This is a genomic window from Janthinobacterium sp. Ant5-2-1, assembly GCF_001445815.1.
GTDB lineage: Bacteria > Pseudomonadota > Gammaproteobacteria > Burkholderiales > Burkholderiaceae_D > Janthinobacterium > Janthinobacterium lividum_E.
The window spans coordinates 1-14,352 of sequence record NZ_LNCE01000016.1 but is presented as its reverse complement, the minus strand read 5'-3'; the positions used below and the strand labels follow the sequence as shown (position 1 = coordinate 14,352).

At 66.4% G+C, this 14,352-nt stretch carries 2 protein-coding genes and 3 pseudogenes; 1 reads left to right on the top strand and 4 read right to left on the bottom strand.

Going from position 1 to position 14,352, the window contains the following annotated elements; all coding sequences use genetic code 11:
• Positions 1-413 precede the first annotated feature (413 nt).
• Positions 414-1,113, bottom strand: a pseudogene (locus tag ASN89_RS05935) (LysR family transcriptional regulator).
• Here ASN89_RS05935 and ASN89_RS05930 point away from each other — a divergent pair.
• Positions 1,093-1,509: pseudogene (locus tag ASN89_RS05930) on the top strand (alpha/beta fold hydrolase); the annotation flags it as partial. The pseudogenes ASN89_RS05935 and ASN89_RS05930 sit on opposite strands and share 21 nt — an antisense overlap.
• A gap of 1 nt (position 1,510) precedes the next feature.
• On the opposite strand, the gene ASN89_RS05925 reads toward ASN89_RS05930, so the two are convergent.
• The 3 genes and pseudogenes from ASN89_RS05925 to ASN89_RS05915 all read right to left on the bottom strand — a co-directional run.
• On the bottom strand, positions 1,511-2,548 hold the full coding sequence (locus tag ASN89_RS05925; RefSeq protein ID WP_161911736.1) for an OmpA family protein: 1,038 nt from the start codon (positions 2,546-2,548) through the stop codon (positions 1,511-1,513).
• A 41-nt stretch (positions 2,549-2,589) separates the two neighbouring features.
• Positions 2,590-5,895 carry a hypothetical protein gene (locus ASN89_RS05920; protein ID WP_152988460.1) on the bottom strand — a complete coding sequence of 1,102 codons (3,306 nt, stop codon included), beginning with the start codon at positions 5,893-5,895 and terminating at the stop codon, positions 2,590-2,592.
• Positions 5,896-5,947: 52 nt separating this feature from the next.
• Positions 5,948-14,352 (bottom strand): annotated as a pseudogene (locus ASN89_RS05915) (DUF11 domain-containing protein); the annotation flags it as partial.

The following is a 14,352-nucleotide window of genomic DNA, read 5'->3' as shown; positions in this document are numbered from 1 at the left end:
TCGCAAGGTGCGGTAGCCGGTTGAAACGCTGTTTCAAAGCGCAGGGATAAAACGGGAAACACATGAAAAAGTGGAAATCGTGCCGGTCATTGAGGTGTCCGGCAACCTTGCGCCCGGGGTTTCCGTGCGCCATGTGTCCACTATGCCAGCCCTTCATGAAGACAGGCTTAGGACTTCATTAAATCCCCGCCCGATTCCCGTTTTTCCCCTGCCCCACCCTGCAATCATTACTACAAAACAAATTTTACGTGTCTGGTGCCGATGGTTGAGCTCACCGGCTAAGCTGTTGAGTCATGCCTGCATCCTATCGCTCCCGGAGCGTAGTGATCTGCGCATCGCATGCTGTGTGCCAACAAAAGCATCATAACAGCGCGATATGACCGCTTTATGACGCAGGCTAAACATTGGCGTGGTCACGCGGCATGAAACTGGTGCCGCTGGCCCGCGCCGCGCACCGCATCGACGAGCGCCAGCACGGCAGGCGTCTTGTTGCGAGGAAACGCGTAAAAGCGGGCATCGGGCAGCACCGGCAGACCTTCCGCCGCACCCAGGATGCGCAAGCCGTCGCGCATCTGGCTGCGGGCCACCGGCGTCACGGCAAAACCGGCCAGCCGCCTACGCCCACACCAGCGGCTCGGCCCACATCAATCCACCGATCCCTTCCGTACGGCTGCATTGCTTGCCGAAGATGACATCGATCTGTTCGTGCGCCTGGCGCCGCAGCAAGTCGGCCGTAATGCCCACCTTCAATTCGATCGACGCTTGCGGATGCCAGCGCTGGAAGGTGTGCAGCACCTGCGGCAGCCACGTGCCGGCAAAATCCTCGGACGCGCCCAGGACCAGCCGGCCCTGCATGGATGCGCCGCTGAGCCTGGCATGCGCCTCGCGTTCCAGGTCGACGATATTGCGCGCATACATATACGGCAGTTCACCGGCCGCCGTCAGTTCCAGGCTGCGCGTCGTGCGCGCCAGCAATTGCTTGCCGGCGCTGTGTTCGAGGCGCTTGATATGGCCGCTGACGGCCGATGGCGTCAAGGCCAGGTTTTGCGCGGCCAGCGCGAAACCGCCCGCGTCCACCACTTCAGCCGGCATGCCGTCGAACATGACCGCCATGCGTTCGCCCGCATGATGTGGGATAGCTGGTCGCCGGCCGGCTGGTATGGCGAGGCCGATTTCGCACAGGCGCGCCGCGCCTTCGATGGTCCCGACTGGGCCGAGGTGGTGCTGCATTCCTACCGCCACCGCTGGGCCTTTGCCGAAGGCGACCCCGCGTATGCGGCCGACGAAGCGCTGCTGCAGCCAGCGCCCGTGCTGAGCCTGCCCACCCTGGTGCTGCATGGCGCGGCCGACACGTGCAACCACCCGGACAGCTCGGCCGGGCGCGAGCGCCATTTCAGCGGTGCGCACCAGCGCGTGCTGTTAGAAGGCATCGGCCACTTCCCGCAGCGTGAAGCGCCGCAGGTGGTCGCCAGCGCCATCCTGATGTTTGTCGACGGGCAAGCGCAGTAATCTAGTCCTTGCGCGCGCTCTTGACTCCTGTCAGCTCGATCTCCACGCGGCGGTTCGGCTGCAAACAGGCGATCAGGGCCGCGCGCGGGGCCACCTTGTCGCAGGCGGTGACGGGTTCGGCCTTGCCCTTGCCATACGCGCTGATGACATTGGCGATGCCTTGCTCGCGCAGCAATTGTTTCACCGTCAGCGCGCGCCGCTCGGACAAGGCCTGGTTATAGCTGTCCGTGCCCAGGCGGTCCGTGTGGCCCGTCACGGACAGCGTATCGATCTGCACGTAGCCCTGCTTCAGGCGCGCCGCCAGTTCGCGGATCTTCTCGACGCCCTGCGGCAGCACGTCGGCCGGCCCCGCCTTGTCGAAGCGGAACAAGGCGTCCATGTCGAGCGTGATGCGCTCATGTTCTATGCGCGGCGGCAAAATTTCCGGCTGCGGCTCTGGCTTGGGCTTGTCGGCCGGGCACGCTGCCGCTGCCAACTGGGCGGCAGCCTGCGCATCCTCGGCCAGTTGCACATAGGGGTTCGCGTGGCGCCAGCCCTGCTGTTTGTATTCATTGCCCGCATGCACCAGTTCCACTTCGCCGCAGGCCACCTTTTGCGCCGCGCAGGCGAAGCCCGGCGATTCGCGCAATTTCCCAAAGCCGGCCCACAGGTCGTCGCGCAGGCGCGTGGCGTCATTCACCAGCGGCGTGGCGTCGCCGGGATTGGGCGTGCTGCCGTCTTCCAGCGCGGCAACGATCTTTGCCGATTCCTGCAGCGCCTGCAGGGGAAAGGCCGAGCGGTCGTTGCGCGTGTATTCGTGGAACGATACGTCGAGCCAGCATTGCGCCTTGGACAGGTAATAGTCGCCCACGCGCACGCCGCCGTCGTTGAGTTTCTTGATGCGTTCCTGCAGCAGCCGGTAAGCCTGCTGGTCGGCGGAGACGGCCTGGTCGCTGATGCGCAGCTGCGGCATGGCCAGCGGCGCCGTCGGCAAGGTCGGCGTGGCTGCCTGGGCCAGGCCCATGGCCAGCAGGCTGGCGAGCGGGATCATTTTCATCATCGGAGTCATCATCGGTGTCATTGTTGGAGTCATGGTAGTTTTCATGGCCGGGCCAGGGTACGGTTGATGGTGGCGTCTTTGCCTTTAAATACGTTTTCATCGAACTTGAAGCGCAGGCGCAAATATGGGCCGCGCGCCGTGTAGTCGGCGCCCGTCAGGTCGCGGTCGGAAAAGCCCGACCAGTTGTGGCCGGCCGACAGCCACAGGTTTTGCGCCAGCAGATAGCCCACTTCGACGCCATTGGCCCACTGGCGGCTGCCCCCTTGCGGGCTGCCCATCACGGCCGCCAGCACGCCGATGTCCCAGTTCTTGCTGATGTCATACACGGTGCGCCCGGAAAACAGCCACGCCGTGTATTTTTCCTGCCCGGCCGGCAGGTTCCTGTCGTTATTGTGCTTGGCGGCGACCCTGCCCGTGAACCACCAGGGACGGCTGGGGTGATAGTCAAGGTGGGTGGACACGATGTGCGCGCGGTAATTGTCGCCATCGATCTGCGACTGGTCGCGCACGGTCTTGTATTCGTAGCGGGCCAGGCCGTTGAAACGGTTGTCGTCCACGGGACGCCAGGCAAAGCCCAGCTGGGCCCGGTCTTGCAGCACGTTGCCGACGGGCGCGCCGCTGGCGTCGTCATTGTTGCGCGTGTACAGCAGGTAGTTGCGCGCAAGCAAAGTCCAGTCGCGGCTCAGCTTGCGCGCCCAGGCGATGGTATTGAGCCATTGATCCTGGCGCTGGTCGCCCGGTGCGATTTCGCTGTCGAACAGGCGCCGGTACTCGAGCTTGACGGAGCCGCGCCACAGCGGATTGACCGCGTAATCGAAGCCTGCCGCCACGGCCACGGCTTGCTGTTGCTGGCCGTTCATGACTTTCAGGTATTCAACATTCGTGTTCGCCGCCAGCCCCTCGCCCAGGTTCCACGTGTTGCGCAAGCCGGACGCCAGCTGCAAGTCGCGCTGGTTGCTGAGGCTGTAATCCATGGCGTCGCGCATGCGGTATTCGCCAAACACGGTGCCGCCCGGCATGTAGCCCGTGTCCGCGCCAGCCACGAAACTGGTGCTGCGGTCGGCCGGATTGAGCGAATACGCGGACGCCAGCCCCGTCTGGTTTTCATAGCGCGCATACAGCCGGCTGCGTTCGGCCAGCTGGTATTGCGCGCCCAGGCCGTAGCGGTGCTGGTCCGCGTCGGCGATGCTTTTTTCCACGTCGCCATTCAGGGTCCAGCGCTCCGTCGCCTTGTATTGCACGCCCAGGCGTACGGTGGTGGCGTCCAGCGGTATTGTCGCGCCCGCACCCGCGCCAGGATTGATGGGCGCAAACGTGGTGATGCTGCCGCCCGTGACGGGGTCGATGGCCGTGTTCGCCGTGCCGTTGCCGAAGAAGCCGCCCGTGGGATTCAAGCCCGTGCCCAGCGGCGACGTATTCGGCGCGATGCCGGCCGTCGACGGCATGCCGCCGCTCTCCTTCATGTGCTGGATGGACACGTCGAGCAGCCAGCGCTCGCTGGCGTTCCACGCCACGCCCAGGCGCTGCGCATCCCGGCGCGCATCCGTGCTGCGCTCGTCGCTGCGGATGGCCTCGCCATACACGGTGATGGCGGGACTGAGCTTGTAGCCGGCCTTCACGCCCGCCTCGCCCCGCCCGCCCGTGATGCCGGCCGCCGTGTTGTTGAAGTCCTGGTCCGAGCGGCTCCAATAGGCTTTCGCGTCGAGCTTGTCATCCTTGTGCTGCAGCTCGACCCGCGCCGCGTTGCCGCTGACTTCATCGCGCAGCTCGCCCGCCTGGCCCGACGGCGTCGTGTAGATATTGCCGCCCGCGCTGTAGCTGGTGGACGTGGTGCGCGCCACCTCGACCACCAGCAGGCTGTGCTCGCCCAGGCGCAAGCCCGCATTGACGCTGTGCAATTTGTACGGGGACAAGGGATTCCTGTCTTCCACGGCCGAGCCACCGAGGGAGACCATCTTGCCCAGCTGCACTTGCCCATCCACGCCCACGGTCCAGAATTTCTCGCCGCCCTGGTCAACTTCATAGCTGATGCGGATCGATTGCGGGTCGCCATTCGGCGTCAGCGCGGGGATCGCCTGCTTGAACAGGATGCGCCCGCTGAATGGCTCGAAACTGTAATCCTCGAAACGCCGCAGCTGTGTCAGCTGCACGATATTGCCGTTCTGGTTCTTGTCGCGCACAACGATCTCGATCTTTTCCGAGTTTTCGATGGCGTTGTTGTTGCGCACGGCGAACGGTCCCGAGGTGCCATTCGCCCGGTATTCCTCGACCACCTGCTTCAGGCTATCGTTGATGGCGAAGGCATTGGCGACGATGCCGTCCCGTTCATAATGGCCGCGCCCGCCCGTGGCCGTGCGGTTGTACTGGCCCAGTTTTCTCTGCTGCAAGTCGGCCACGGCGCCGCCGCCCGTCATCTGGCTGAAGCCGTCGCCGGTGGCAAAGTCGCCATACAGCACATAGCTTTTTTGCTGGTCGATGCGCACGTACAGGCGGTCGCTGGAGCGGGCGTCGAAATTGCGCACGGAACTGTCGCCGTAGACGGGATAAAACTCTTCCGGATTGACGTCGCGCATCAGGCGCGCGCGCGTATCCTTGTCCGAGTCGTAGGCAGCAGTGAGCAAGGCGTCGCCACGGATCGTGCCCTTGAGGAACATGGCCGCGCGGCCCGCCACATTGGCCTTGCCGTTGTTGAAGGCGCGGCTCCAGCGCTGAATGTCGCGCTCGAAACCGTCATTGAAGCGCGACGGCGAAATGTCGCTGCTCGACAGGCTGCGCTTGCTGATGATGCCGTCGATCAAGCCCACGGCCAGCATGTCGCGCAATTCCGGCAGGAAACTGATCGTGCCCTGCGCCGCCACGGCGCCAGCCGAGACGCGCAGCAGCACGTCCTGCGGCGTGGCCGGGGCCAGCAGACTGAAAGCCGCCTCGCCATTTTCCACCGTCAGCTGCGTGCCGGGCGTGACCTTGTCGGCATCGCGCCGCTCAGGACCGAGTTCATCGGTCCGCGCGCCGGGCAGCAAAATGCGCCCGCCGCTGGCTTCGATGGTGAGCAAGGCCGTGCCCGTCAAAGGCTTGCCCTGCTCGTCATACAGCCTGACCGTCACCTTGACGGGGCTCTGGCCGTCGGCCGGCGCCTCGCTGTGATCCGTCTCGACGGCGATACGCGCCACGCCCCGGTTGATGGCGTAATCGGTGCCGCCGACCTTGCCAGCGAGGAAGGACGGCGCCGCCACGGCGGAGCCTGCCGCATGGTCGGGCAAAGGCAGTTGCGCCAGGCTGGCCGCAGGGAATGCCAGCAGCGCCAGCGCGGCGGCCATGCGCCGGGGCGCGGGCAGAGTTCTCTTCATGGATTGTTTCTCTTTAGCAGCATTGGCAGGCGTCAAGCAAGGTGAAAGAGGCTTATTGCGCATGGCTGCCTCCATCGGCTGGCGTGACCGTGCGGGGCGCAACGACAGGCTGGTTGGCGCTATCCGTCGCCTGAGCCGGTGCGCCAGCGGGCTGGCTGCTGAAACTCAGTCCCGGCCCCCTGCCCTCCCTTTCCACGCTGCGCACTTCGCCTTGCGCGCGGCGCGCCTTGACCTGTTCCAGCACGGGGTTCGAGCACGAACCTTCGATGAAGTCGGCGCGCAGCAGCTCGCCGTTCTTGGTATCGAGGAACAGGCTATGCGGATCGCCCAGGTTGCGGTTCGACGCTTCCATCATGCGGCTCAGACGTGGCAGGGTCGCGCCATCGACCTTGATCACATGGCTGTTCGGCGTGATGCCGCAATAGCTGTACTTGCCTTCCACGTCCGTGGTGAAGTTGGTACCGTCTTCCATGTACAGCCGCACCCCCGGAATGCCCAGCTCTTCGTCGTCCTGCACGTGGTTGTTGTTGCAGTCGACAAACACCTTGCCGGCGAGGCAGGCATCCGTGGTGAACACGCCGCCCGTCACTTTCACTTTCGCGCGCGCTTCGTTCGACGGCGGGCCGTTGGTGGTCGTTGCCTGGGCGCGGTTGACGCCGTCGCCCTGCAGCGAACCGACACCCACGCGCAGGCGGTAGCGGAAGCTGGCGCTGGCGTTCGGCGCCAGGGATTCCAGCTTGAAGCTCAGCTGCGGCCCCGGCTTGCCCGACGGGTCGGGCTGCACCACGTTGTTGCGCGTGGTGGTGCCGTCGATGTAGCGGAAACCGGCCGGCAATTTATCGAGCACGCTGACGCCGAATGCCGTCGCCACGCCCGTGTTCTTCACCTCGATGGTGTACTGCAGGCTGTCGCCGATCTCGGCTTGCGTCTTGTTGACGCTTTTGCTGATCAATAACATCGGCTTGTCCGTCGTGTTGAACACCACGGGCGTAAAGCTCGGCGGCGTGGCGCCGGGCGTGGCCGGCAGCAGCAAGGTGTCGGCCGAGCTGGCCACGGCCAGCACGCTGGCGGGCGCCACCGGCGTCGTCGACGTGCCCGTGCCGCTGTAGCTGTGGCCGATATTCGGGCCGCCTGTTCCCGTGCCCGGCAAGGTGCTCGCATACACCTGGTTCAGCTGCGGCACGGCGGGAATCGCCGCCACGCTGCCAAAGTCGACCAGCACCGTGAAGCCGATGCCGCAGCTTTCCTGCGGCTGCAAATCGCCCTTGCCGTTCAACAAGCCAAACACCGTGACGCCGTTGAAATCGGGATTGGCGACGCAGGCCGTGGCGCTGGCAGGACGCGCCGTGACGACCAGGCTGCCCGGCTTAAAGGTGACGCTGGTGGCTGTCGGGAAGACAGCCTTCAGGTTTTCCGCCACCTGCACCATGGTCGAGGTCGGGTAACCGGCCGGATAGCGGTTGGCCGCCTGCACCGTGTAGCTGATCTCGAACTTGCTGGCATCGACTTGCTGCTGGGCCGAAACGGCCTTGATGACGTCGACCACCTGGCGCAGCAAGACCACGGGCGTGGGCGTGTCTTCGCCCGTGAACGGCACGCCGCCCACGGTTTCCGACGCGTTGCCGTTGCGGTTGGGATCGACCTTCTCCGCCAGCGCGGCCACCTCGGCCGCCGTCGCCACGGCCCCCGCATACGCGGCACCATTGTTCGAAGCATCAAACACCAGGCTGCCCGCCGGCGGCGTATAGCCCGGGTTGGCCGCGATGGCGCCTGCCGCCGGCGCTGGCGGCACGCTGATGCTGCCGCCCCCGTTGGCGATGTTGCCGCCCAGGACGCTGGCAAACACGCTGTTGTTGTACTGCGGCGCGCTGCTGTCTTGCACGGTGATTTCCACAGTGAAAGTAATGACGCTCAGTTCGCCTTCGGACAGGGCCGCATCACCGCTGAGCAAGCGCAGGTCGCTGCCGCCGCAACCGCCGGTAAATCCCGGGTTGACGGCCAGCTGCTTGCTGCCGCCAATGGCCGGGGCGGCAGGCGGCGTGGCGATGCGGCACGCCACCGGCTCGGGGAAGGCGGCGCGCAGGCTGTCGAGCGCCTGCACGTTCGATGCCGTGCCCTTGCCCACGTTCTTGACGACCACGGTATAGGGCACGTTGAAGACCTTGGCCGACAGCTGGGTCACCTTGCCCACGCCCAGCGCCGCGCCGATGGCCGGATTCGCCACTTCCGTGACGGCCGTGCAATCGGATGCTTGCGCGCAACGCGGCAAATCCGTGCCGGTCGGCACGATGGTATTGCTCAAGGTGCCGCTGGCGGCCACTTTCGCGCTGACGGTAACGGCGGCAACGGCATTGGGCGCCAGGCCGGCCGGTACCGTGCACACCAGCTTGTTTGCCGCCAGCGGTGCGCACACGGTGGGGGCCGCCGGCGTGACGGCGATGTCCGTCAGGCTGGTCGCCAGGCCGTCCGTCAGGACGATGGCCGCCGTGGTGGCGCCGCTGCCGCCGTTGGTGGCCGTGATGGTCCAGCTGACGGTGTCGCCGATGCTGGCGTTGGCCTTGTCCGCCACTTTCTTGACCATCACGCTGGGGCTGGTGACGTTGGTGGTGGTCTGGCAATCGGCCGGAGACAGGCACAGCGGCGCATCGGGCCCGGACGGCACGACGCTGTTGCGCGCGCTGCCTGCCTGGGTGACGGTGGCCGACACTTCCACGCTGGCTTCGCCGCCGTTGCCGATCAGACCGGCAGGCACGCTGCAGGTGAGCACATTGCCGGCCACGGGCGCGCAGGTGGCGCGCAGCGGCGTCACCACCACATTCGTCAAGCCGGCCGGCAAGGTATCGACCAGGGTCATCGCGGCGCGCGTGGGGCCGCTGCCCGAGTTGGTGGCGCTGATCGTCCACACCACGGTCTCGCCCACGTTGGCGGCCGCGCGGTTGGCGATTTTCTTCACGGCCACTTTCGGCCCCGTCAGCACCACGCTCGATTCGCAGCTGCTGGCCTGCGCGCAGGCCGGATTGTCCGGACCGCTCGGCAGGACCCGGTTCGACAGATTGCCTTCCACCGTGCCGGTGGCCGTGACGCGCACGCTGCGCGCGCCATTCACGGCAGCCAATTGACCTGCCGCAATGCGGCAGCTTTGCACGCTGTTCGCCACCCAGCTGGCCAGCGGCGGACACGTCACGCCGGCGTCGGCGCTGACGGCCAGCACGGCAATATTCGCCGGCAGGATATCGGCCAGGGTCACGATGCCCGCATTGGCCACGCCGCCGCTGTTGACGGCCGTGATGGTCCAGACGATGCTGTCGCCCACGTTGGCGTTGACCGTGCTGGTGCTCTTCGTGACGCGGATCACGGGACCCGGCATGGTCACCGTTGCCGTGTTCGGCAAGTCGTTTGCCACTTCCGTGGAACTGGTGGCGATGATGCTGACGATGGTCGATACATTGCTGGCCGGCTGGATATACGACAGGCCAAAGCTGAGCACGTCGTTCGGCGCCAGGCTGGACGGCAAGCCCTGCACCGTCAGCATGCCGCTGACGGCGTCATAGCTGCCCACGGCGCCGCTCAAGGTCACGCCCATCAGGCCCTGCGCCAGTTTCAGGCTGTACGTCACGTTCTCGGCGGTGCCGGGGCCCGCATTGCTGAAAGTCACGATGCCATTGATCTGGTCGCCCGCATTGGTGGTGCCGGGGAAACCGTTCAAGGTGGTCGTCACGTCGACCAGCAGCTTGATGGCCGTGGTACTGGTGGTGCAATCGGCCGCCTGGACGCAGACAGGGTTGTCGGGACCGGCAGGCAGCACCGTGTTTTGCAGCACGCCGGCGGCGCTGACCGTGGCGCGCAGCACGACTTGCGCCTGTCCACCGGGCGCCAGGCCGGCCGTCACGCTGCAGGTGACGATATTGCCAGCCACGGGCGCGCAGGTGGCCAGTTGCGTGGACAGCACTTGCACGCCGCTGACGCCGGCGGGCAGGTTATCCGTCAGCACGATGGCGGACTTGGTCGCGCCCGTGCCGCCATTGCTGGCGGTAATGGTCCAGGTCAGCAAATCGCCCACGTTGGCCGTGCTCTTGTCGACGCTCTTGCGCACCGTTACCTGCGGCGCCACCAGGGTGGTCGTGGCCTGGCAGGCGCTGGCCGTGTCGCAGGCGGGATTGTCGCCGCCGCTGGCCAGCACGCGGTTCGACAGCTTGCCGCCCAACGATCCCCTCCCCGTGACGACGATCTTGCGGCTGCCATTGCTGGCAGCCAATTGCCCTGCCGCCACCGTGCACGCCTGCACGCTGCCTGGCGCCCAGCTGGCCGCTGGCGGACAGGTGACGCCCGCATCGGGCGTCACGCTGACGATGACGATATTTGCCGGCAGCACGTCGCTGACGACGACCGGGTTTTGATTCGGCAAGTTGCCCGTGTTGACGGCCGTGATGGTCCAGGTCAGGATATCGCCCACGGCCGCATTCGCCTTATCGACCGTCTTGCTGACGCGGATCACGGGACCCGGCAAATTCGTCGTCGCCGTGTTCGGCAAGTCATTGGCGATTTCCGTGGAACTGGTGCCCACCACGCTGACGATGCGCGAACTGTTGCTGGCCGGCTGCGTATAAAACAGGTTGAAGCTGGCGCTTTGCCCGGCGATCAGGGTGGCTGGCAAGCCGCTCAGCACGAACAGGCCCGTGCCGCTGTTGTAGGCGCCGCTGATGCCGGGCGCGCCGCTGATGGGGCTCAGCGACACGCCGGCCAGGCCCGCTTCCAGCTGCAGACTGTAGGTGACATTGTCGGCCACGCCGGGCCCCGTATTGGCAAACGTCACCACGCCGCGGATGGCGTCGCCCGCATTGCTGCTGGCGGGGAAGCCGTTCAAGGTCGTCGTCACGTCGACCAGCAATTTCGACACCACCGTGGTGGTCTGGCAATCGCCGGGCACGGCGCAGGCGGGATTATCCGGTCCGCCAGGCACCAGCGCATTGACGAGGCTGCCCGACGCGGTGGCCGTGGCGCTCAGTTTGACGCTGGCGGCGCTGCCTGCGGCCAGGCCGGCCGGCACGCTGCACGTGACGACATTGCCCACCGGTACGGCGCAAGTGACGGGCGCCACCGGCGTGACCAGCACGTTCGCCAGGCCCGCAGGCAAGGTGTCGCCAAGGGTGGCGATGGCCGTGCTGGGACCCGTGCCGGTATTGCGCAGGCTCAAGCTCCACGTCAGCGTGTCGCCCACGTTGGCCACCGTCTTGTCGACGGTTTTACTGGCCGTCAGCAGGGGCGAACTGACCGTGCTGGTGGTGCTGCAATCGCCGGCCTGCAGGCAAACGGGATTATCCGTGCCGCTGGCGCCGACGCTATTGGCCAGACTGCCAGCGGCGACGGCGCGCGCCGTCACCTGCAGCGTGGCGGCGCTGCCCGCAGCCAGGCCGGCCGGCACGCTGCACGTCAGGACATTGCCGGCCAGCGGCGCACAGGTGACGGGCGCGGCGGGCGTGACGACGATATTCGCCAGGCCGGCCGGCAAGGTATCGGTCACGCTGGCAACGGCCGTGCTGGCGCCCGTACCCGTGTTGGCCAGGGTGATGGTCCAGCTCAGGCTATCGCCGATATTCAGCGCAGTCTTGTCGACGGTCTTCTTCAGCGCCAGGGCCGGGCTGGTGATGGTGGTATTGGTCTGGCAGCTGCTGGCCTGGAAGCAGGCCGGATTGTCCGGACCGCTCGGCATCAGCTGGTTGGCCAGGGTGCCGCCCGCGCTGGCCTTGCCGGTCAGCACGATCTGGCGTTGGCCATTGCCCGCCGCCAGCTGGCCGATGGCCACGCTGCAGCTCTGGCTGCTGTTGGCGACCCAGCTGGCCAGCGGCGGGCACGTCACGCCGCTGTCCGGCGTCACTGCCGTGATGACGATATTTGGCGGCAGCAAGTCCGTCAACACCACGGCGCCCTGGTTGGCCAGGCTGCCCGTGTTGCTGGCTGTAATCGTCCAGATGATTTCCTCGCCCACGTTCGCCACGGCCTTGTTGGCCGTCTTGCTGACGCGGATGATGGAGCCAGGCATGGTGACGGTCGCCACGTTCGGCTGGTCGTTCGCCACTTCCGTCGAGGTCGTGGTGATACGGCTGACCACGGTCGACAGATTGCTGGCCGGCTGGGTGTAGCCGAGCTGGAAACTGAAGCCCTGCCCCAGCGCCAGGGTGGCGGGTACGCCGCTGAACGTCACCAGGCCCGAGCCTGCATTGTAGTTGCCCGTCACGCCATTGAAAGTGACGCCGGCCAGGCCGGGCGCCAGTTGCAGGCTGTAGGTCACGCCTTCGGCCGCGCCGGGACCGATATTGCTGAAGGTCACCGTGCCGGAAATCGTGTCGCCCGCGTTCGTGCTGCCAGGGAAGCCGTTCAAGGTGGTGGTCACGTCGACCAGCAGCTTGACTGCCGTGCTGGTTGTGCTGCAATCGCCGGCCTGCGGACAGGCCGGGTTGTCCGGACCGCTCGGCACCACCGTGTTGACGAAGGCGCCAGCCGCCGTGGCCAGGCCCTTGACGATGATATTCAAGGTGGAACCTGCCGCCATGCCGGCGGGAATCGCGCACACCAGCTGGTTGCCATTCGGCACGGCGCAGGTGGCGGGCGATGCGGGCAGCACCTGCCATACGGTCAGGTTGGCCGGCAAGGTATCGGTCAGGGTGATGACGCCGCGCGTGGCACCCGTGCCCGTGTTGGCCACGGCAATGGTCCACGTCAACGCATCGCCAACATTGATATTGCTCTTGTCGACGGTCTTGCGCACGGCCACCTGCGGGCTGAGGATGGTGGTGGTGGTCTGGCACGAGGCGGCCTGCGCGCAGGCGGGATTGTCCGGTCCGCTCGGCAGCACTTTATTGCCCAGGCTGCCGCCTGCCGTTCCCGTCGCGCTGATAGTGATGCTGCGGCTGCCATTCACGGCGGCCAGCTGGCCGGGGGAGATGGTGCACGCTTGCGCGCTGTTGGCCAGCCAGCTGGCCAGCGGCGGACACGTCACGCCCGCGCCCGGCGTCACGGACAGTACCGTCACGTTGGCCGGCAGGATATCCGTCAGGGTCACCACGCCCAGGTTGGCCAGGCTGCCCGTGTTCGTGGCCGTGATGGTCCACGTCACTGTCTCGCCCACGTTGGCCGTCGTCTTGTCGGCCAGTTTCGTCACGCGGATGATGGGACCAGGCACCGTCGCCATGGCCGTGTTCGGCAAGTCGTTCGCCACTTCCACCGAGGTGGTGGCGATCGTCGACGTCACCGTCGACAGGTTATCGGCCGGCTGCGTGTAGCCGATATTGAAGCTCGTGCTCTGGCCATTCGCCAGGGTCGCGGGCAAGCCGGACAGCGTCACCAGGCCCGTGGCCGGATTGTAGCTGCCCACGGCGCCCGTCAAGGTGACGTTGGCCAGGCCCGGCGTCAGTTGCAGGGTGTACGTCACGCCTTCGGCAGGGCCGGGTCCCACGTTGGCATACGTGACGATGCCGGAAATGCTGTCGCCGGCCAGGGTGTTTGGCGGGAAATTGTTCAAGGTGGTGGTAACGTCGACCAGCAGCTTGACCACGGTGGTGGTGGTGCCGCAATCGCCGGGCAGCACGCAGGTTGGATTGTCGGGACCGCCCGGCACCACGCTGTTGACGGCGGCGCCGGCCAGGGTGGCCGTGGCGCTCACGAACACCTTGACGGAAGCGCCGGCGGCCAGGCCGGCCGGCACGCCGCACGTCAGGGTCGCGCCGGCCAGCGGGGCGCAGGTGGCGGGCGATTGCGGGCTGACGATGACATTCGTCAAGCCGGCAGGCAAGGTATCGTTCAAGGTCACGATGCCCGTGCTGGCGCCCGTACCGCTATTGCTGACATTCAAGGTCCAGGTGATCATCTCGCCCACGTTGACCGTGGTCTTGTCGACGGTTTTCTTCACGCTCACGTTCGGGCTGGTGACGGTCGTTGTCGTCTGGCACGCGCCCGGCGTGGCGCAGGCGGGATTGTCGGGACCGGACGGCACGAGGCTGTTGGCCACCGTGCCCGGCGCATTGGCCACGGCTTTCACGACAATGCTCGCTTCCGTATTGGCGGCCAGGCCAGCCGGCACGCTGCACGTGAGCGTGGTGCCGACCGGCACGCCGCATGAAGCTGGCGCGACGGGCAATATCTGCAGCGCGCCCACGTTGGCGGGCAAGCTGTCCGTCAGGGTGATGACGGCGTTCGTCGGACCGCTGCCGTTGTTGCGCGCTTTCAGGGTCCAGGTGATGGTGTCGCTCAGGTTGACGGTGGTCTTGTCGACGCTTTTCGTCACGGCCACGCTGGGGCTCGTCACCGTGCTGGTGGTGGCGCAATCGGCGGGCGTGGCGCACGCCGGGTTGTCGGGACCGGACGGCACGACGCTATTGGCATAGCTGCCGGCAGCCGTGGGCTGGGCCGTGACGGTAAAACCGCCGATGCCGCCGTTCGCGGCCAGGCCGGCCGGCACGG

Coding starts and splice junctions, on each gene's coding strand:
- ASN89_RS05925 (WP_161911736.1), bottom strand. CDS start 2,548: ATGATGAAAATGATCCCGCTCGCCAGCCTGCTGGCCATGGGCCTGGCC.
- ASN89_RS05920 (WP_152988460.1), bottom strand. CDS start 5,895: ATGAAGAGAACTCTGCCCGCGCCCCGGCGCATGGCCGCCGCGCTGGCG.